Source organism: Burkholderia sp. 28_3, from assembly GCF_003253915.1.
Taxonomy (GTDB): Bacteria; Pseudomonadota; Gammaproteobacteria; order Burkholderiales; family Burkholderiaceae; genus Burkholderia; species Burkholderia cenocepacia.
Genome location: NZ_QKZF01000001.1, coordinates 92512 through 111566 on the forward strand (window position 1 = coordinate 92512; position 19055 = coordinate 111566).

A 19055-nucleotide genomic window follows, 5' to 3' on the forward strand; every position below is an offset into this window, starting at 1 on the left:
AAGCGCGGGCCGGCGTGGGCGGCGGCGTCGAGCGTTCAGGCAGGCAGGGCGGCAGCGGTCGCGGCGGCGGCCGTTTCGGTTCCGACGTCGCATCGCTGGACGGGCAGCGGCGCGGCGGCGCGCCACAGCAGGTCGAAGGTGCGCACGTCGTCGTGTCCGGCGAGCGTGGCGGCGACGCGGCGCGTGGCCGTTGCGTCGCTGCCTTCGATCAGCACCAGCGCATCGGCGGCCGGGCGGGCGGCGGCAGCGGCGCCGATCGGTGCGGACAGGTCCGGTGACGTGCGGAAAAGCCGTGCGGCATGGATGCCGGGTTCCTGCAGCGCGGCGTCGAAGCGCGCGCGCAGGTGCGGCACGTCGATGCGATCGGGGGGCAGCACGAACAGCGCGAGATGCGCGCCTTCACCGTCGCCGGCCTCGATCGTCAGCTCGCCGACGCGCCGCTGCGTACCTGTCATGCGCTCGAAGTTCGCGAGCGACCACGCGGTCTGCTGCGTGAACGCGCGCCGGTACGCATCGCCGCGGAACACGTCGAGCGCGTCCGTCACGTACAGCGCGAGGTATCGGCGCGGGCCGCCGTCGGTCGCACGAAACCGTCGCGCATGCGTGAAGCCGGGAATCGCGACACGCTCCTGCATGTGCTCGCGGTCGTACCACGCGTTGAAATCGGCTTCGTGCGCGGGGTCGATATCCGTCCAGACGCAAAGCTGGCCGTGCGGAAGGGAAAGGCGGGTCATTGCGGGGTTCCTCGTGACGCGGTGGGGCAGGAACTGCAGTGTCCCGAAGACGGGTCGCGCCCGTCCAACAAGAAAACAAATTCGCGGTGAACAGGTTTTCTTATGAGCGGCGTGGGCGTCGTTTTGCGGCGGGCGCGGCAGGCGGGGCCCCCTTCGTCGTGCGCTTCGTTGTCGTCGGTGCGTTCGTCTTTGTCGTGGTCGCCTTGCGCGCGGGCGTTGCATCGACGAGCGTTGCGTCGATGCGCTCGGCGGCGGCCGGCTTCGCGAGATTCCCGGCAGCCGCCATCGCGCGCGCCACTTCGCTCGCGAGTTCCGCGATGCGCGCGGCGACCGGCAGCCCTTGGCTGCGGTAAGTCGCGACGAGCGGCAGCGGCGGGAATTCGGGCGCGACGTCGAGCAGTTCGAGCGTACCTTCGTGCAGCTCGCGCCCGATGATCGCCGGCGGCAGCGCGGCCACGCCGAAGCCGTCGGCGACGAGGCGGATCATCGCCGCGACCGACGTGATGCAGTTGATGCTGGCCGGCCGTTCGACCGCCGCGAACAGCCGCTCGATCGTCGCGTGCGGCCCCGAATGGCGCGAGAAGCTGATGATCGGAAAACCGGCCAGCCGCGCGACGTCGAGCGGCTGGCCGCCGAGCCCGAGGCGCGGGCTCGCGGCCCAGCGCACCGGGAATTCGCACAGCGGCAGGTTCGTGAAGTCCGGGCCCGGCACCGGGTCGGTCTGCAGGATCAGGTCGACGCCGTCGGTGCTGAGCAGGCGAATCAGATGCAGCGTCGTGTCGCTCGTGATCTCGACGTCGAGGCGCGGATAGCGCTCGCGCAGTTGCGCCATCAGCGCGGGAAACCAGCTGTGCACGATCGATTCGATCACGCCTATCCGGATCAGGCCCGCATCGCTGGCCGCGTCGATGTCGCGCCGCATTTCCCCATCGAGCCGCACGATCCGCTCCGCGTAGGCCAGCATGCGCCGGCCCGCCGGCGTGAGCGTGGCCGAGCGCGTGTTGCGGTCGAACAGGCGCACGTCGAACGCTTCCTCGAGCGATGCGATGCGGCTCGACACGGCAGCCTGCGTCGTATGCAGTTTCTCGGCCGTGAGCCGGAAGTTTTCCAGCTTCGCGAGCCAGACGAAGGTTTCCAGAAACCGGATGTTCATCGAATTCCGAACGGTGAGGCGGTGCCGCGCCAGGCGGCGGATCGGGACGATGTTAACGGATTCGGAAGCGCGCACGCACGCGCCGCAGGTTCGGGTGGCGTCAAAGCCGGTCGAACGCGAGCGTCGGCACGTCGACGACCATCGCGCCGCCGTCCGCGACGAGCGTCGCGCCGGTCACGAACGACGCGTCCGGCGACGCCAGGAACGCGCAGACGGCCGCGATCTCGTCGGGATCGGCCGCGCGCCGCAGCGGCACGTCGGCGCTGACGCGGGCGTACGCACCGTCGAGCGAATCGCCGTGCGCGGCCATCAGCGGCTCCATTTCCGCGTCGGCCATCGGCGTGCGGACCCAGCCCGGGCAGACGGCGTTCGCCCGCACGCCGTGCGGACCGTAGTCGCGCGCGAGCGATCGCGCCAGGCCGAGCAGCGCGTGCTTGCCGACCGTGTAGCCGCATACGCCGGGCCCGGCCGCGAGCGCCGCGATCGACGCGACCAGCACGATATTGCCGCGCTGCGCGATCAGGTCGGGCAGGCACGCGCGCGCGCTGACGAATGCGGTGTCGAGGTTCGCATGCATCGCAGCGCGCCACTGCGCGTCGTCGGTTTCGTCCGCACGGCCGATGCCGTGGCCGCCCGCGCAGGCGACAAGCGCATCGACGCGGCCGAAGCGTGCGGCGATGCGCGGCAGGAAGCCGGCCCAGTCGGCGGCGCTCGCGGCGTCGCCGGCCAGCGCGAGGCCCCCCGTTTCGGCAGCCAGCGCGTCGAGCGGCGCCTGGCGGCGCCCGATCAGCACGACGCGGTCGCCGCGGCGGGCGAAGCGGCGCGCGCAGGCGGCGCCGATGCCGGTGCCGGCGCCGGTAATGGCGATCGTGCGGGGGGGCGGGTGCGTCATGTCGTTCTCCGGAAAGGGGGCGTTCCGGCCACTTTAGGCGGCGCCGGCGCGCGCCGGTATCCACCGAAAGGATGAACGCGGGTCGTCCGAACGGCCGGCGTGGCGGGCACGGTGGCCTTGGCCCATTTTGCAAAGGCTGACGATGTCCGACGCCGAATCGCTCTATCCTCCACATTTTTGCGATAAGCCACGAAAGCCCGGCAAAATAGCGCGGGCGGGCAGCGACGGGCGGCGCGTCGGCCGCCGATTCCGTCGTACGAATGGCGCGGCCGGCAGGGGCGCGGCCGGCAATGGCGCGGCCGGCCGGATCGGCGCGAGCGGGCGTCCGATGCGCAGGTATCGCGTCTGCCGACGGAGCGTGTCGCCACGGCGTATCGCCCGGTTGCGCGCTGGCGCGATCGGACCATCGACAAAAGAACAGGGAGGGGCCGGCAATGAGGCTGGACGACGAAAGGGAAAGCACGAACGTCGAGGATCGACGCGGCGCCGGCGGGTTCGGCGGCGGGCGCGCGACGATCGGCATCGGCACGATCGTGATCGCGCTGGCTGCCTCGTATTTCTTCGGAATCGACCCGCGCGTCGTGCTCGAAGGTGCGTCGGCGCTGCAGGGCCGCCAGCAGCAGGCGCAGCCCGCGCCGACCCAGCACCAGGGCGCACCGGCGAACGACGCCGGCGCGGTGTTCACGCGCAAGGTGCTCGGCAACATCGAACGCACGTGGACGGGCGTGTTCAACACGCAGCTGCATGCGCAGTACGAACCGCCGAAGCTCGTGATGTTCACGAACTCGACGCCGACCGCGTGCGGCACCGGCCAGACCGCGATGGGGCCGTTCTACTGCCCGGGCGACCGCAACGTGTACATCGATCTCGGCTTCTACGACGAACTGCGCAAGCGTTTCGGCGCCGGCGGCGACTTTGCGCAGGCCTACGTGATCGCACACGAAGTCGGCCATCACGTGCAGAACCTGCTCGGTATTGCCGACAAGGTCGACGCCGCGCGCCGGCGCTCGAGCCAGGCGCGCGCGAATGCGCTGTCGGTGCGGATGGAGCTGCAGGCCGACTGCTTTGCCGGCGTGTGGGCGAACAACGCACAGCGCGCGAACCAGCGGCTGATGGAACCCGGCGATTTCGAGCAGGGACTGAAGGCCGCCGCGGCGATCGGCGACGACCGGCTGCAGCAGCAAGGGCAGGGCTACGTCGTGCCCGAAAGCTTCACGCACGGCACCAGCGAGCAGCGCGTGTACTGGCTGCGGCGCGGGATGGAGTCGGGCGAGGTGAGCGCCTGCGACACGTTCGCCGCGAACGCACGCTGAAGCCAGGCGCGCGCACCGTCGCGCGCCGGCATCGTCCCGGCTGAACCGGTTGAACCAGCCACCTGGCCGGCCCGGGACGATTTGCCGATTTGTGCTCACCGGCGCTTTTCGGCGCCGGTAGGCTGGCCCGGACGTTGAAATTCGACGCGTTCGCCACCCAGCCGATTTCCGATGCCGACCTCATCCGTTCCCGCCGACCACGCTCCCGCCGACTGGCCACGCGCGCTGCGCGCGTGCGTGGACGCGTTCGATGCGTTCGCGAGCCCGTCGGCGATCGTGTTCTACCGGCTCGACCAGAGCGGCGAACCGGCCGATTTCGAGCTGTTCGGGATGCCGGAATCGATGCACCGCACCTATGTCGCCCGCTACCGGATGCTCGATCCGCTGCACCCGTCGCGCTGCGCGGCGGGCGACCGCGCGGTCGTCACGCTCGCGTCCCAATTGCCGGACGAGCGACGTGATGCATCCGCGTACTGGACCCGTTTTCTGCGGCGGCACGACGTGGCCGACGTCGTCGAGATCTGGCTGCGCGACGCGGGCCGCACGGTCGGCGCGTTTTCGCTGCTGCGCTTCGGCATGGGCGACGCGAATCGCAACGGCAACGGTACGGCAGGACGCTTCGCACCCGGCGAGATCGACGCACTCGCGCGGCTGCAGCCTGTCGCCGAAGCCGCGCTGAGCCCGCTGCTGCGCGCCCGGCGCGGGATCCACCGGATCGGTTGCGAGGAACGGCTGACCTACCGCGAGGAGCAGATCGCGCGGCTCGTGCGCGACGGTTGCTCGAACAAGGAAATCGCGCGCGATCTCGCGCTCGGGCAACCGACGATCAAGACCCACCTGATGCGCATGTACCGCAAGCTCGGCGTGTCGAATCGCACGGAGCTGGTCGGCGCGCTGTTCCTGTAATCGTTTTGCAAGCTGGCCCGCGAGATCGTGCAGTACCATGCGCGCTCGTCGTATCGATAACAATTCAAGAAAAGGGCCGGGAACATGGACGTCGCGATCATTGCCGCTTCGATTTTGGTCATCGCGTTGAGCGTCGCGCTGCCGATCTTCATCGTCAGGACGGTCAGAAGCGGAACCTACGACTCGCTGTACTTCCTGATCCCGCTTGCGCTCGGCGTGTATTGGCTGGACTACCAGGCCTACGACTTCCTCGCGTCGATGGCGCACGGTTTCAGAAATTGACGATTCAATGACCGGACCCCGGTCCGGCATCCAAACCACGGCAGCCCCCGGCGGATCGCGCACGTCGCCCGCGGGCCGCGTCGCGGGCTCGAACCGCTACCGCGCGCCACGCGCTGCCAATTTGCGCTCACCGGGCGTGATCCCTCGTCGATACAGTGGTCCGACGCCCGCGTGCCTCGCCCGCACGCGGTCCAGCCACGACAATCAACGAGACGCCCATGAGCAACACGAACTTCGTCGCCGTCAGCGACACCGTGCGCACCTTCGTTGCGCGCGATTTCGGCCTCTTCATCGACGGCGCCATGCAGCCCGCGCACGCGGCCGCGCGGCTCGACGTGTACGACCCCGCGACGGGTGAGCGGCTCGCCACCGTCGCGGACGCCGACGCACACGACGTCGACCGCGCGGTCGCCAGCGCCAGACACGCGTTCGACGCGCGCGTGTGGAGCGGGCTGCGGCCGGCCGACCGCGAACGCATCCTGCTGAAACTCGCGGACCTGATCGAAGCCGACGCCGAAACGCTCGCGCAGCTCGAAACGCTGAACCAGGGCAAGTCGATTCACGTGTCGCGTGCGATCGAAGTCGGCGCGAGCGTCGAATACGTGCGCTACATGGCCGGCTGGGCGACCAAGATCACCGGCCAGACGCTCGACGTGTCGATCCCGTTTCCGCCTGGCGCGCGCTATACGGCCTATACGCGCAAGGAGCCGGTCGGCGTGGTCGCCGCGATCGTGCCGTGGAATTTCCCGCTGATGATCGCGGTGTGGAAGCTGGTTCCCGCCCTCGCGGCCGGCTGCACGATCGTGCTGAAGCCGTCGCCGGAAACGCCGCTCACCGCGTTGCGCCTCGCCGAGCTCGCGCGCGAGGCCGGCGTGCCGCCCGGCGTGTTCAACGTCGTCACGGGCGGCCGCGTCTGCGGCGCGGCGCTCGCCAGCCACCCGTCGATCGCGAAGATCTCGTTCACGGGCTCGACCGCGACCGGCAAGCTGGTCGGCGCGGCGGCCGTGCAGAACATGACGCGCTTCTCGCTGGAGCTCGGCGGCAAGAACCCGATCGTGATGCTCGACGACGTCGACGTCGCGCAGGCGCTCGACGGCGTCGCCGCCGGCGCGTTCTTCAACCAGGGGCAGGTGTGCGCGGCCGCGTCGCGCATCTATGTGCATCGCAGCAAGTTCGCGCAACTCGCGGACGGCCTCGCGGGCGTCGCGCGGTCGATGAAGCTCGGCGCGGGCCTCGACACCACCGCGCAGATCAACCCGCTCGTGTCCGCGCACCATCGCGACAAGGTCGTCCAGCACATCGAAGGCGCGCGCCGCGCGGGCCTCACGTTCCTCGCGGGCGGCACGCCGGCCGACGATCTGCCCGGCTATTACGTGAAGCCGGCCGTGATCGCCGATCCGCATCCGGACAGCGCGATCGTGCGCGACGAGGTGTTCGGCCCGGTGATCGTGGTCGTGCCGTTCGACCACGCGGCCGACGCGGTGCGCCTCGCGAACGCGTCGCCGTACGGCCTCGCCGCGAGCGTCTGGAGCAACGACCTGAAACGTGTGATGAACCTCGTGCCGCAGATCGAGGCCGGCACGGTGTGGGTGAACTGCCATATTCCGCTCGATCCGTCGATGCCGTTTGGCGGCTACAAGCAATCGGGCATCGGTCGCGAATTCGGCCAGTACGCGATCGAAGGCTTCACCGAAACCAAATCCGTCTGCATCGCGCACTGACGCGCGACGCTCGAACCCGAACGAACCCGATTCAACGATCCGACAGTGGAGACTGCAATGAGCTACAACGAAGCGAAATTCTGGCACCCGATGCTGCACCCGAACGAGATGAAACAGCGCAAGCCGATCCGCATCGTGCGCGGCGACGGCTGCTACGTGTTCGACGAGGCGGGGCGCAAGCTCGTCGACGGCGTCGCGGGCCTGTGGAACGTGAACGTCGGTCACAACCGCCAGGAAGTGAAGGACGCGATCGTGCGCCAGCTCGACGAACTCGAATACTTCCAGCTGTTCGACGGCATTTCGCATCCGCGCGCCGAGGAGTTGTCAAAGAAGGTGATCGACCTGCTCGAACCGGAAGGGATGCGCCGCGTGCTGTACAGCTCGGGCGGCTCCGATTCGATCGAGACCGCGCTGAAGATCGCGCGCCAGTACTGGAAGGTGCGCGGCCAGGCCGATCGCACGAAGTTCATCTCGCTGAAACAGGGTTATCACGGCACGCACTTCGGCGGCGCGTCGGTGAACGGCAACACGGTGTTCCGCCGCAACTACGAACCGAACCTGCCCGGCTGCTTCCACGTCGAGACGCCATGGCTGTACCGCAACCCGTTCACGCAGGACCCGGAGGAACTCGGCCGGATCTGCGCGGAAATGCTGGAGCGCGAGATTCAGTTCCAGAGCCCCGATACGGTCGCCGCGTTCATCGCGGAGCCGATTCAGGGCGCGGGCGGCGTGATCGTGCCGCCGGCCAACTACTGGCCGCTGGTGCGCGAGGTGTGCGACCGCTACGGCGTGCTGCTGATCGCCGACGAAGTGGTGACCGGCTTCGGCCGCAGCGGCTGCCTGTTCGGCAGTCGCGGCTGGGGCGTGCGCCCGGACATCATGTGTCTGGCGAAGGGCATTTCGTCGGGCTACGTGCCGCTCGGCGCGACGGTCGTGAACGCGCGGATCGAGGATGCGTTCGCCGCGAATGCCGATTTCGGCGGGGCGATCATGCACGGCTACACGTACGCCGGCCATCCGGTCGCATGCGCGGCCGCGATCGCGAGCCTCGACATCGTCGTGAAGGAGGACCTGCCGGCAAATGCGGCGAAGCAGGGTGCGTATCTGCTCGAAGCGCTGCAGCCGTTCGCGGAGCGCTTCGCGGCGGTCGGCGAGGTGCGCGGCAAGGGGCTGATGCTCGCGCTCGACCTCGTCGCGAACAAGGACACGCGCGAGCCGATCGATCCGCTGTCGGGCTATGCGAACGCGGTCGCGGAAGTCGCGCGCGAGAACGGCGTGCTGGTGCGCCCGGTCGGCACGAAGATCATCCTGTCGCCGCCGCTCGTGATCCAGCGCGAACAGCTCGACCGGATCGTCGACGCGCTCGCGGCCGGCTTCGAGGCCGTGCCGTTCGCGTAACGGCGTGATCGCACGACGGCCAATCCGCGGCGGAAGGGGGGAACGCCGTCGCGGGTTTGCCGATTTGCGCTATGACCGGATTATTTTGCCTGCGTATTTTTTCGACATCGGATCACGCCGTGATCGACAGGGGCCCGGGATCGAAGCGCTGAAGCGCCGACCGGGGCCGACCGCAGAGCATCTGGCCCCCGGCCGCTGACGAAGCGCCGGTTCGGGCCAACCTACGAAGGAGACAACGATGTCGGGATGGTCAGGAGTGACCGGCGCCGCGGGCGATACGCCTGGCGGCTCGCCGGCTGAAGCGGGCGGCGGCACCGCGTTGAAGGCGGGGGCGGTCGGTTTTCCGACCGCGCTGGCGAGCGCCGTCGGGCTCATCATGGCGAGCCCGGTGATCCTCACCGCGACGTCGGGCTTCGGGATGGGCGGCTGGGCGTTCGCGGTCGCGATGATCATCGCGTTCGTGATGATGCAGGCGCAGGCCACCACGTTCTCGGAAGCCGCCGCGATGCTGCCGACGGCCGGCTCGGTTTACGATTACCTGTCGTGCGGGCTCGGCCGCTTCTGGGCGATCACCGGCACGATTTCCGCGTATTTCCTCGTGCACGTGTTCGCCGGCACGGCGGAGACGATCCTGAGCGGCATCATGGCGCTCGTGAATTTCGAATCGCTGAACGCCGCGTTCGAGCAGCACAACAGCTCGTGGCTCGTCGGCGTCGGCCTCGTGGTCACGTTCGCGATCACCAACATCATCGGCATCAAGGTGTTCAGCAAGCTCGAGATCGTGCTGACGGCCGGCATGTGGCTGTCGCTGATGATCTTCGGGATCCTCGGGCTCGCGGCCGCGCCGGCCGTGCATCTCGACGGCTGGTTCGGCGGCTCGGAAGTCGGCACGTCGATTCCGGCCGTGCTGTCGCTGGTCGGGATGGCGATGTTCATGTTCGTCGGCTGCGAGTTCGTCACGCCGCTCGCGCCGGAAATGAAGGCGCCGGGCCGTACGATTCCGCGCGCGATGGCGCTCGGCCTCGTCGGCGTCGCGATCTGCATGTTCCTGTACGGCGCGGCGATCCGCCGCCAGGTCGCGAACGTGCCGGTGAGCCCCGACGGCCTCACGCACCTGCTCGACACGCCGGGCGCGATTCCCGCGTTCGCGCTGCAGGTGCTCGGGCCGTTCGGCCGCGTGTGGTTCGGCATCGCGTTCCTGTGCGCGGGCGCCGCGACGATCAACACGCTGATGGCCGGGCTGCCGCGCATCCTGTACGGGATGGCGATCGACGGCGCGTTGCCGCGCTGCTTCGCGTACCTGCATCCGCGTTTCAAGACGCCGGTGGTCGGCATCGTCGCGGCGGCGATCGTGCCGATCGTCCATGCGTGGCTGATCAACGGCAATCTCGACAGCATCCTGCATCTCGTGCTCGCCGCGACCTGCGCGTGGGGCACCGCGTACCTGCTCGTCACCGCGTCGGTCGTGATGCTGCGCATCCGCCGCCCGGACCTGCCGCGGCCGTACCGTTCGCCGCTGTTCCCGCTGCCGCAGATCGTGTCGAGCGTCGGCATCGTGCTCGCGATCTGGTACATCACGCCGCCCGGCATGAACCCGCGCGACATCTACGTGCCGTTCGGCGCGATGCTCGGGCTCACCGCGCTGTACGCGCTGTTCTGGACGCTCGTCGTGCAGCGCCGGCATCCGTTCAGGCCGGTGCCGGTCGAGGACGTGCTGCGCAACGAGCACGTCGCGTCGTGAAGGCCGCGCTTGCCCCGCGGCGCGCGGCGCCCGATGCGCCGCCGCCCGGCCATCGGCCCGGCGCGATCGCCGCGCGCGTGCTCGCCGACCTGCGGGCCGTGCGCGATACGGATGTGGGCGGCGCCACGGCGCGGCTGCCGAACGGCGTGCATGTGAGCGTCGACGAGCGCGTCGAGCGCCAGTTCCTGATGCATACGGTCAGCGTGAAGGTGACGGTAGCCGCCAACGGCCCGGCCGCGCGGGGCCGCGCGCGCGTGCGGCAGACCGGCTGGCTGCGACGCACGGGCGTCGATGCGGTGCCCGGACCCGGATGCGACCGGGTCTTCATCGACACGCTGGCCGCGCTGCTCGCCGAGCCGTCGCTGGCCGACGCGCTGCGGCCGCTGCACCTGACCGACTGCGTCATCGACGCACACGGCGGCGTTGCCCGCGACGGCCGCTGGACGCTCGCGATCGTGCCGTTCGGCGGTAGCGAGATCGTGAACCGGATGCCGTCGTTTCGCCGCTACGTCAGGCTGATCGACGAGCAGGCCGCCGCGCTGTCGGCGGCCTGTCTTGCGTTCGAAACCGCACTACACGGGATTTTGCGAGGGTAAGCTGTGGCGATGCGTGCCGCGCAAACCCGGCGGCCGCATCCAGGAATCAGGGTTTTACCGGAGATGCCGATGCTGTTCCAGTCACGCTCACACGAAGACGTGCACGATCACGGGCTCGCGATCGCGGGCTGGCATCAGGTTTACCGTCAGATGACGCCGGGCCGCTTCAAGGGCACCGTCACGCAGGTGCTGTACGACGATTTCCACTTCTTCCGCGAAACGACCAACCGGCGCGTCGCGCAAACCGGGCTCGCACCGGTCGCGCGCACGTCGCTCGCGGTGCCGCTGTCCGTGCCGCTCGCGGGCACGTTCCAGGGCCAGCCGGTCGACGGCTATGCGCTGCTCGCGCTGCGCGCCGGCGAGGATTTCGAATTCCACACGCCGGAAGGGATGGGGCTCGTCGGGATCAGCGCGGCGTCCGACATGGTCGACGAGCTGTGCGAAGCCGAATTCGGCGCGGCCGGCGCGCGCCGGCTGCGGCACGTGACGCGGCTGTCCGACGCGCAGGGCGTCGCGCTCGGCGTGCGGCTGTCGGCGCTGATCGACGAGGCCCAGCGCAACCCGGGCTGCCTCGAATACGCGGCGACCCGCAAGATGTTTCGCGACGCGATGCTCGGCATGTTCCTCGATGCGCTCGAACAGGGTATCGGCGTCGAGCGCCGCGACATCACGCACGCCACCTACAGCGATATCGTCAGCCGCTGCGAGAAGCATCTGCGCGACCGGCCCGAAGAACCCGTCACCGTGCTCGAACTGTGTCGCGCGCTGCGCTGCAGCCGCCGCACGCTGCAAACGAGCTTCCAGCGCGTGGCCGACGTCACGCCGGTCGGCTACCTGCGCACGATCCGGCTGAACGCGGTGCGTCGCCTGCTGCGCACGACGTCGGCGCAGCAACTCGGCGTCGGCGAAGCCGCCGCGAGCTGGGGTTTCACGCACCTCGGCTATTTCGCGCGCGAGTATCGCGACCTGTTCGGCGAGCTGCCTTCCCAGACCACGCGTCCCGAATGACGCACGCGCATCGCGACGGCGCCGTCCGGCGTCATCGCGGGTCGCACCCCCCCACCGTTTGCCGATTTGCGATAGAGGTCCGGAATTTTCGCTGGATAAAGTCCTGTCACCCATATCGAAAACACCATCGGTTCGCACTGCGAATCGATGATCACAGAGGGGCGGGACATGAAGAACGGACGACGACTGACCGCAGCCGCGGCCATGCTGGGCTGCCTGCACGCACACGCGCAGACTTCGGGGAGCGTGACGCTGTACGGCACCGTGGACACCGGCATCATCTATTCGACGAACCAGTAGTTCACACGCGCCGACGGCAGCACGGGCGGCGGCCATGCCTGGCAGATGGGCGGCGGCAACCTCGTGCCGTCCCGCTTCGGCTTCCAGGGCGCCGAGCCGCTCGGCGGCGGCCTCAACGCGGTGTTTACACTCGAGCAGCAGTTCCTGTCCGCGAACGGGCAGGCGCTGCAGGGCGGCACCGCATTCAGCCGGCAGGCATGGGTCGGGCTGCGCCAGGACGGAATCGGCACGCTCGGCCTCGGCCGCCAGTACGACTCGTACACCGACATGCTCGGCGCGTACGTATCGAGCAACAACTGGGCGACGCCGTACGGCTCGCATCTCGGCGACGTCGACAACCTGAATGCCGCGTTCAACTTCAACAACGCGGTGAAGTTCACCAGCGCCGATTTCAACGGCTTCACGTTCGGCGGCACGTTCAGCTTCGGCGGGCAGGCCGGCGATTTTTCCGCGAAACGCGGCTATGCGGTGGCCGCGACGTACACGCGGGCGCCGGTGGCGTTCTCGGTCGGCTACCTCGACCTGCACCAGCCGCTCGACGCGGCGCTCGGCGGCGCGAGCGGCTATATCGGCGATTTCGCGTGCAGCAACCGGGGCGCGATGTACTGCCTGCTGCAGGATGCCGGCTCGATGCGCGCGTTCGGCGCAGGCGGGTCGGTCACGCTCGGCGCGGCGACGGTCGCGCTGACCTACACGCACACGCGGCTCGGCGACAGCCGCTATTTCTCGACCGACGCGCAGCCGCGCACGCAGGCGTTCACGTTCGACATCGGCGAGCTGAACGTCACATACATGTTCACGCCGGCGCTGCAAGGCGGCGTCGCGTACATCTTCAACGCCGCGCATACGGACGGGCGCGGCACGACGCGGTTCCACCAGGTGAACGTCGGCGCGAACTACAGCCTGTCGAAGCGCACCGCGTTGTATGCGGTCGCGATCGGCCAGGTCGCGAGCGGCACGGGGCTCGGCACCGACGCGGGCGGCAACGCGGTCAACTATGCGCAGATTCCGGTGCTCGCGAACAGCAATTCGTGCCGGCAGCTGGCGGTGATGGCAGGGATTCGTGGGAACTTTTGACCTCGAACGGCGGGCGGTGGCACGCCGGTCGCGTGCCGCCGTGCGGTCTTCACGGGCATGGGGCGGCATCGGGCGATCGATGGAAAGCCTTGCTTGAAAAAAATCGTCCGTATGCTTGACTGAATGGACCCGGATCGACGGCATCCGCGCGTCAGGTTGCCCGGCTTGCGGCTTGCCACAATACCTTCACGGTCTGCGTGAACAATGGCGACGCTCCAGGCGACTTGACCCGTCGCCGGCGTTGCACACGTGTGCAACGCATGATTGTTCCGCTCCATACGCCGATCGAGAGAGACCACATGACCCTGCTGAGCCGCCTGCGCGCGCTGTCCGCCGCCGTTGCGCTATCCGTTGCCGCCACGCACGCCTTCGCGGCGGATCTCGTCATCGCGGGCCGCGACGACATCTACGGAAAGGGGCTGGCCGACGCCGTCGCCGGCTTCAACAAGCTGCATCCGGGCACCGAGATCGAGCTGCTCAAGCTGCCGAACGCGAACCTGTACCAGAAGCTCAAGCTGTCGATGCGCGAAGGCACCGGCGCGTACGACCTCGTGATGATGGACGACACGTGGGCGCCGGAATTCATCGGCAACGGCTGGCTGAAGCCGCTGCCCGCGGCGCTCGCGGACGCCGATCTCGTGCCGTCCGCCGTCGCGCTCGGCCGCAATGCGGCCGGTGCGCTGTACGCGCTGCCGATCGTCGGCAACGTCGAGATGTTCGCGTACCGCAAGGACCTGCTCGCGAAGTACAAGCTGCAACCGCCGCGCAACTGGGACGACGTGCTGAAGATCGCCCAGACCGTCGGCGGCGCGGACAAGAGCGTGTCGGGTGTCGTGTTCCGCGGCACGAAGGGCAACCCGGTCGTCACGGGCTTCCTGCCGATCCTGTGGGCGTATGGCGGCGACGTGTTCGACCACGCCGGCAACGTGACGATCGATTCGCGCGAAGCGCAGGCCGCGCTGAAGACGTTCCTCGCGCTGAAGGCGTTCGCGCCGAAGGACGTCGACGTGTACGGCGCGGCGGAAGTGCGCGACGCGCTGCAACGCGGCACGGCCGCGCAGTCGATCGAGGTGTGGCCGGCGTGGGTGCCGGCGCTCGACGACGCGAAGCAGTCGCGCGTGGTCGGGCAGATCGCGCTGCAGCCGCCGCCGGGGCAGACCGCGGGCCCGGCGCCGATGCTCGGCATCTGGCAGATGGGCATTCCGAAGGACGCGCCGCACGCGAAGCTCGCGCAGGATTTTCTCGCGTACCTCACCGCGCGCGACACGCAGACGCGCCTCGCCGGCATCGGCATTCCGCCGACCCGCCGCAGCGTGTTCAACGATCCGGCGCTGGTGCGCCAGTACCGCTGGTATCCGGATCAACTGAAGGCGCTCGAGGCCGGCCGCGCGCGGCCGCGTGTGAAGGACTGGCAGCAGGTCGAGAGCATTCTCGGCGATCAGTTGCAGCTCGCGCTGACGGGGCAGGCCGCGCCCGACGCCGCGCTGCGCCAGGCGCAGCAGAAGATCGCGCAGGCGACGGCCGCGGCCGGCAAGTGACGGCTCACGTCGATCCGCTGGCCGGAGCTCACGCATGAAAGCGTTCGGCCGCAGCCTGCCGTTCGTCGCGCTGCTCGGGCCCGCGCTGTTGGTGCTCGCCGCGCTCGCGCTGTATCCGGTCGCGCAGGTGCTGATCGACTCGTTCTGCCGGGTCGACTACTCGGCCGGCCGCCGCGCGTTCGCGGGGCTCGCGAACTATCGCGCGGTGCTCGGCGACGACGCGTTCGCGGCCGGCTTCGGCAACACGTTGCGCTTCACGATCGTCGCGTCGCTCGCCGAAGTCGCGCTCGGCTTCGGTCTCGCGCTGTTGTTCGTGCGCGCGTTTCCGGGCCGGCGCATCGCGTTGCCGCTCGCGATCCTGCCGATGATGCTGTCCACGCTCGTGTGCTCGGCGATCTGGCGCAACTGGCTGAACTTCGACGGCTTCCTCAATGCGCTGCTCGCGGCGTTCGGCATCGAAGGCGTGCGCTGGCTGTCCGATCCGCATCTCGCGCTGTGGTCGCTCGCGCTCGTCGACGTCTGGCAGTGGACGCCGATGGCGTTCCTGATCGTGCTGGCCGGGCTGCAGTCGATTCCGCCGGAACTGTACGAAGCCGCGCGCACCGACGGCGCGAGCGAGTGGCAGTGCCTGCGCGACATCACGCTGCCGCTCGCCGCGCCGCAGATCGTCCTCGCGCTGCTGCTGCGCTCGATCGACACGTTCAAGCTGTTCGACAAGGTCTATGCGCTGACGGGCGGCGGCCCCGGCAACGCGACGCAGACGCTGTCGACCTATATCTACGACACGGGCTTCCGCTTCTTCAACGTCGGGCCGGCGAGTGCCGCGTCGGTGCTGATGCTCGCGGCGTCCGCGCTGCTGGTCTCGGGGTACGTATGGCAGACGGTTCGCAAGCGGCGCGCATGACGACGCGATCGACGGGTATCCCGCGCGCCCGAACGGGCGCCGCATTCGGTCAAACGGTGCCGTGGGCGCTGCGCATCGTCGCGCTCGCACTGTTGCTGCTGCCGTGCCTGTGGATGGCCGGCGCGGCCTTCATGCCGACGCTCGAACGCCTCGATCATCCGTTGCGGATCTGGCCGGCCGCGCCGACCGTCGAGCATTTTGCGTCGGTGTGGTCGAACGGTATCGGCGCGCCGCTGTTCAATTCGCTGCTGGTCGGCTTCGGCACGACGCTGCTCGCACTGGCGCTCGCGTTTCCGGCCGCGTATGCGCTCGTGCGGCTGCGGTTTCCGGCGCGGCTCGACCTGCTGTTCCTGGTGCTCGTGCTGGCGTTGAAGCTGATGCCGCCGATCACGATCGCGGTGCCGCTGTTCGCGCTCGCGAAGCGGCTGCACCTGCTCGATTCGACGCTCGGCCTGATGCTCGCGTATCAGATCTATGCATTGCCGATGGCGATCTGGATGCTGCTCGCGTTCGTGCGCGACGTCCCGATCGAGTACGAAGAGGCGGCGTGCATCGACGGCGCGGGGCTCGCGCGGCGGCTCGTGCAGATCGTGCTGCCGCTGTGCGCGCCGGGGCTGATCGCGACCGCGATCTTCGTGTTCATCGCGGCCTGGAACGAATTCCTGATCGCGCTGCTGTTCGTGTCGACGCCGAGCCGCTTCACGCTGCCGCTCGCGATCGCCGGCTACGTGACGGAGAACGGGATCGACTGGGGCGACCTGATGAGCGCGGGGCTGATGGCGTCGCTGCCCACGCTCGCCGTGGCCGGTTACGTGCAGCGCTACCTGTTGCGCGGGTTCGCGGGCGGATTGAAGTGACGCGCGGGGTGACCGCGCCCGGTCCTGCGTCGTCACGCGCAGCTGTTTCGCACCACCTGCGTGACCGGCACGACGCGCGTGCGCGACGGGCCGTCGAACGTCTGCAGCCGGTCCGCGAGCAGGTCGATCGCCGCGAGGGCGAGGCCGCGCGTGTCCTGCCGCAGCGTCGTCAGCCGATAGGCGTCGTACTCGGCGGCGGGGATGTCGTCGAAGCCGATCACGCGCAGATCGTCCGGTACGCGCAAGCCGAATTCTCGGCGTGCGACGTCGATCACGCCGAGCGCGAGCAGGTCGGACGAGCAGAACACGCCGTCGGGCCGCTCGCCCGTCGCGAACAGTTGCCGCGCCGCGTCGATCCCGCTGGCGTGGGTGTCGGACGGCGTGTCGAGCACGCGGACGAGCGTCGCGTCGAATGCGTCGCGTTGCGCGAGCGCCTGTTCGAACGCCGCGGCGCGCGACCGCGCGCTGTAGCTCGTGCCGCGCGGCCCGACGAACGCGAGCCGGCGCGCGCCGGCCCGCACGAGCCGCTGCGCGGCGTGGACCGCGCCCGCCGCGTTGTCGCTGACGACCACGTCCGCGCCCGGCAGGTTCGCTTCGCGGTTGATCATCACGACCGGAATCCGGTGTTCGAGATACTGCTGCGCGACCGACAGCGGCGGCGACGCGGACGTCATCACGAGGCCCGCGATCCGGTAGCTGAGCAGTTGTTCGAGCGATTGCCGGATCTGGCGCGGGTCTTCCGCATTGGTCACGAGCGGCGTGAGCGCGCGCTGCCCGAGCGTGGCCATCAGGTCCGACAGCAGCCGCGCGCGAAACGGGTTCTCGAATCCGGCCGTCACGACGCCGATCATGCTGCTGCGCTGCGTGATCATGTCGCGCGCGATCAGGTTGACCTGGTAGCCCAGCGCCCGCGCGGCGACCATCACGCGTTCGCGTGTTTGCGGCGCGATGCTTGCCGTCGGCGAGAACGCGCGCGACACTGCGGAGCGTGAGACGCCGGCCCGCGCCGCGACATCCGACGCCGTGACCCACGGTTTTCTTTCCTTGTCATTCATCGATTCATGATCCCTTCGAGCCACGATACGTGCGTGCCGCCTGCCGACTGGATGTCGGCGCTCGACGACGCGCGGCCGCTGCATACGCTGACCCTACCGGGCAGCCATGACACCTGTGCGTATACGGTCGACGATTTGCTCGTGCGCACGCAGCGCGCGCCGCTCGAGGCGCAGCTCGCGCATGGCGTGCGGCTGCTCGACATCCGCTGCCGGCACGTGCGCGATGCGTTCGACATCCATCACGGCGGCATCGCGCTCGGCATGACGTTCGACGACGTGCTGGCAACCTGTACGCGCTTTCTCGATGCGCATCCGCGCGAATGCATCGTGATGTCGGTGAAGGACGAATGGCCTGCGCATGCGTGCACGCGCGGTTTCGATGCGACGTTCGACGCGCATCGCGCGCGGCATCCGCGGCTGCGCTGGCATGCCGGCGGCACGCTGCCGACGCTCGGCGACGTGCGCGGCGCGGTCGTGCTGTTGCGGCGCTTTCGCAGCGGCCGGCCGCTCGGCATCGACCTGACCGCGTGGTCCGACAACGCGACGTTCACGATCGACCATCCGGACGGTGCGTTCGTGATCCAGGACGAGTATCGCGTGCCGGTGGCCGCATCGATCGCATGGAAGTGGCATGCGATCGACGCGTTGCTGACGCATCTGCCGCTGCCGGACAGCGGCCGCTGGGCGCTCAATTTCTGCAGCGGAACGGGGATGGGCGCGAATCCGTCGGTGGTCGCACATGGAGATGGCCGCGTGCCGGGCATTCATGCGCGACTGGCGGTGCGCTTGCGCGAACAGCGCGGCCCGTACGGCGCGATGCTGCTCGATTTCTGCGATGACGACGACTGGGCGCTGGTGCGCGCGCTGATCGAATGCAACGCTCACACGCCGGAGCAGGGCGTCTGGCGCAAGGCGTTTCGCTGTTAGCGGGCGGCGGGTCGCCGGGGGTACCGCAGCCGGCGAACCCCGTGGATCGGGCGTTCGAAACGATACGTATGAGGTTTCGATTATAGTGACGGCCGTCCCGGACTGCCTGCCCGAATTGCCGTCATGCCTGCATCGATCCTGATTCGCCCCGCCACGCGGGAAGACGCGGCCGCGATGGCCGCCGTGGAAGTGGCCGCCGCGCAGCGGTTTCGCGAGGTCGGCATGGCCGACATCGCCGACGGCGAGCCGACCGATGCGGCTGCCGTGCTCATGCGGATCGACGACGGTCGCGCGTACGTCGCGGTCGATTCGCAAGGCACGTGCGTCGGGTTCGCGTTCTACCGGCTGCTCGATGCGCAGCGGCTGTATCTGGAGGAACTGGATGTCGCGCCGTCGCATGCGGGGCAGCGGATCGGCGCGCGCCTGATCGAGCGGATCATGGCGCGCGCCGCGCAAGACGGCATCGTCGAGGTCGTGCTGTCGACGTTCCGCGACGCGCCGTGGAACGCCCCTTATTACGCGCGCCTCGGTTTCCACATCATCGACGACGCATCTCTCGACGACGCGCTGCGCGCGATCCGCGCGCACCACGTCGCGCTCGGTCTCGACGAAACGCAGCGCGTGTTCATGCGTGCCGACGTGCGCGCCTGAAC

The 19055-nt window shown here is 69.1% G+C and carries 17 protein-coding genes and 1 pseudogene; 14 read left to right on the forward strand and 4 right to left on the reverse strand.

The window, feature by feature from the left end; genetic code table 11:
• Nucleotides 1–35: 35 nt before the first annotated feature.
• From DFS13_RS00415 to DFS13_RS00425, 3 genes are all read right to left on the reverse strand, one after another.
• On the reverse strand, nt 36–734 hold the full coding sequence (locus tag DFS13_RS00415; protein ID WP_058903282.1) for a DUF4286 family protein: 699 nt from the start codon (nt 732–734) through the stop codon (nt 36–38).
• Nucleotides 735–834: 100 nt separating this feature from the next.
• Nucleotides 835–1887, reverse strand: a complete 1053-nt coding sequence (locus DFS13_RS00420) for a LysR family transcriptional regulator (RefSeq protein WP_062885609.1) — start codon at nt 1885–1887, stop codon at nt 835–837.
• A gap of 100 nt (nt 1888–1987) precedes the next feature.
• Nucleotides 1988–2779: an SDR family NAD(P)-dependent oxidoreductase gene (locus DFS13_RS00425; protein WP_006496856.1), complete on the reverse strand. Its 792-nt coding sequence runs from the start codon at nt 2777–2779 to the stop codon at nt 1988–1990.
• Nucleotides 2780–3213: 434 nt separating this feature from the next.
• Between DFS13_RS00425 and DFS13_RS00430 the strand changes: the two genes are divergently transcribed.
• The 12 genes and pseudogenes from DFS13_RS00430 to DFS13_RS00485 all read left to right on the forward strand — a co-directional run bounded on the left by DFS13_RS00430 (nt 3214) and on the right by DFS13_RS00485 (nt 16420).
• Entirely contained in the window at nt 3214–4092 is an 879-nt protein-coding gene (locus DFS13_RS00430; RefSeq protein ID WP_006483975.1) for a neutral zinc metallopeptidase, read from the forward strand.
• A gap of 171 nt (nt 4093–4263) precedes the next feature.
• A complete protein-coding gene (locus DFS13_RS00435) occupies nt 4264–4998 on the forward strand; it encodes a LuxR C-terminal-related transcriptional regulator (RefSeq protein WP_058903281.1) in 735 nt (244 codons plus the stop codon).
• A gap of 84 nt (nt 4999–5082) precedes the next feature.
• Nucleotides 5083–5280 carry a hypothetical protein gene (locus DFS13_RS00440; protein ID WP_006483979.1) on the forward strand — a complete coding sequence of 66 codons (198 nt, stop codon included), beginning with the start codon at nt 5083–5085 and terminating at the stop codon, nt 5278–5280.
• A 218-nt stretch (nt 5281–5498) separates the two neighbouring features.
• Nucleotides 5499–7001 (forward strand): aldehyde dehydrogenase family protein, encoded by a 1503-nt coding sequence (locus DFS13_RS00445; protein WP_111441271.1) that lies wholly within the window; start codon nt 5499–5501, stop codon nt 6999–7001.
• Nucleotides 7002–7058: 57 nt separating this feature from the next.
• A complete protein-coding gene (locus tag DFS13_RS00450; protein WP_006496862.1) occupies nt 7059–8399 on the forward strand; it encodes an aspartate aminotransferase family protein in 1341 nt (446 codons plus the stop codon).
• A 238-nt stretch (nt 8400–8637) separates the two neighbouring features.
• Nucleotides 8638–10140, forward strand: a complete 1503-nt coding sequence (locus DFS13_RS00455; RefSeq protein WP_111441272.1) for an APC family permease — start codon at nt 8638–8640, stop codon at nt 10138–10140.
• Nucleotides 10137–10736 (forward strand): DUF3156 family protein, encoded by a 600-nt coding sequence (locus tag DFS13_RS00460; protein ID WP_012493452.1) that lies wholly within the window; start codon nt 10137–10139, stop codon nt 10734–10736. The genes DFS13_RS00455 and DFS13_RS00460 overlap by 4 nt, the downstream gene beginning before the upstream one ends.
• A 69-nt stretch (nt 10737–10805) precedes the next feature.
• Nucleotides 10806–11744 carry a helix-turn-helix domain-containing protein gene (locus DFS13_RS00465; protein WP_006485599.1) on the forward strand — a complete coding sequence of 313 codons (939 nt, stop codon included), beginning with the start codon at nt 10806–10808 and terminating at the stop codon, nt 11742–11744.
• Nucleotides 11745–11912: 168 nt separating this feature from the next.
• A pseudogene (locus DFS13_RS00470) lies at nt 11913–13121 on the forward strand (porin).
• 299 nt (nt 13122–13420) lie between these two features.
• Entirely contained in the window at nt 13421–14659 is a 1239-nt protein-coding gene (locus tag DFS13_RS00475; RefSeq protein ID WP_006485597.1) for an ABC transporter substrate-binding protein, read from the forward strand.
• A 34-nt stretch (nt 14660–14693) separates the two neighbouring features.
• On the forward strand, nt 14694–15563 hold the full coding sequence (locus tag DFS13_RS00480; protein ID WP_111441273.1) for a carbohydrate ABC transporter permease: 870 nt from the start codon (nt 14694–14696) through the stop codon (nt 15561–15563).
• On the forward strand, nt 15560–16420 hold the full coding sequence (locus tag DFS13_RS00485) for a carbohydrate ABC transporter permease (protein WP_048988648.1): 861 nt from the start codon (nt 15560–15562) through the stop codon (nt 16418–16420). Before DFS13_RS00480 ends, DFS13_RS00485 begins: the two co-directional genes overlap by 4 nt.
• 32 nt (nt 16421–16452) lie before the next feature.
• Here the strand turns inward: DFS13_RS00485 and DFS13_RS00490 are convergent, their stop codons facing one another.
• Nucleotides 16453–17475, reverse strand: a complete 1023-nt coding sequence (locus DFS13_RS00490) for a LacI family DNA-binding transcriptional regulator (RefSeq protein ID WP_048988649.1) — start codon at nt 17473–17475, stop codon at nt 16453–16455.
• A gap of 6 nt (nt 17476–17481) precedes the next feature.
• Between DFS13_RS00490 and DFS13_RS00495 the strand changes: the two genes are divergently transcribed.
• Complete coding sequence (locus tag DFS13_RS00495; RefSeq protein WP_152889735.1) at nt 17482–18402, forward strand: phosphatidylinositol-specific phospholipase C; 921 nt, start codon at nt 17482–17484, stop codon at nt 18400–18402.
• 123 nt (nt 18403–18525) lie between these two features.
• Nucleotides 18526–19053, forward strand: coding sequence for a GNAT family N-acetyltransferase (locus tag DFS13_RS00500; protein ID WP_006484423.1), 528 nt, complete (start codon nt 18526–18528; stop codon nt 19051–19053).
• Nucleotides 19054–19055 lie beyond the last annotated feature (2 nt).

Excerpts from the sequence above, each read along its gene's own strand:
- DFS13_RS00415 (WP_058903282.1), bottom strand. The coding sequence starts at position 734 with ATGACCCGCCTTTCCCTTCCGCACGGCCAGCTTTGCGTCTGGACGGAT.
- DFS13_RS00420 (WP_062885609.1), bottom strand. The coding sequence starts at position 1,887 with ATGAACATCCGGTTTCTGGAAACCTTCGTCTGGCTCGCGAAGCTGGAA.
- DFS13_RS00425 (WP_006496856.1), bottom strand. The coding sequence starts at position 2,779 with ATGACGCACCCGCCCCCCCGCACGATCGCCATTACCGGCGCCGGCACC.
- DFS13_RS00430 (WP_006483975.1), top strand. The coding sequence starts at position 3,214 with ATGAGGCTGGACGACGAAAGGGAAAGCACGAACGTCGAGGATCGACGC.
- DFS13_RS00435 (WP_058903281.1), top strand. The coding sequence starts at position 4,264 with ATGCCGACCTCATCCGTTCCCGCCGACCACGCTCCCGCCGACTGGCCA.
- DFS13_RS00440 (WP_006483979.1), top strand. The coding sequence starts at position 5,083 with ATGGACGTCGCGATCATTGCCGCTTCGATTTTGGTCATCGCGTTGAGC.
- DFS13_RS00445 (WP_111441271.1), top strand. The coding sequence starts at position 5,499 with ATGAGCAACACGAACTTCGTCGCCGTCAGCGACACCGTGCGCACCTTC.
- DFS13_RS00450 (WP_006496862.1), top strand. The coding sequence starts at position 7,059 with ATGAGCTACAACGAAGCGAAATTCTGGCACCCGATGCTGCACCCGAAC.
- DFS13_RS00455 (WP_111441272.1), top strand. The coding sequence starts at position 8,638 with ATGTCGGGATGGTCAGGAGTGACCGGCGCCGCGGGCGATACGCCTGGC.
- DFS13_RS00465 (WP_006485599.1), top strand. The coding sequence starts at position 10,806 with ATGCTGTTCCAGTCACGCTCACACGAAGACGTGCACGATCACGGGCTC.
- DFS13_RS00475 (WP_006485597.1), top strand. The coding sequence starts at position 13,421 with ATGACCCTGCTGAGCCGCCTGCGCGCGCTGTCCGCCGCCGTTGCGCTA.
- DFS13_RS00480 (WP_111441273.1), top strand. The coding sequence starts at position 14,694 with ATGAAAGCGTTCGGCCGCAGCCTGCCGTTCGTCGCGCTGCTCGGGCCC.
- DFS13_RS00485 (WP_048988648.1), top strand. The coding sequence starts at position 15,560 with ATGACGACGCGATCGACGGGTATCCCGCGCGCCCGAACGGGCGCCGCA.
- DFS13_RS00490 (WP_048988649.1), bottom strand. The coding sequence starts at position 17,475 with ATGAATGACAAGGAAAGAAAACCGTGGGTCACGGCGTCGGATGTCGCG.
- DFS13_RS00495 (WP_152889735.1), top strand. The coding sequence starts at position 17,482 with ATGATCCCTTCGAGCCACGATACGTGCGTGCCGCCTGCCGACTGGATG.
- DFS13_RS00500 (WP_006484423.1), top strand. The coding sequence starts at position 18,526 with ATGCCTGCATCGATCCTGATTCGCCCCGCCACGCGGGAAGACGCGGCC.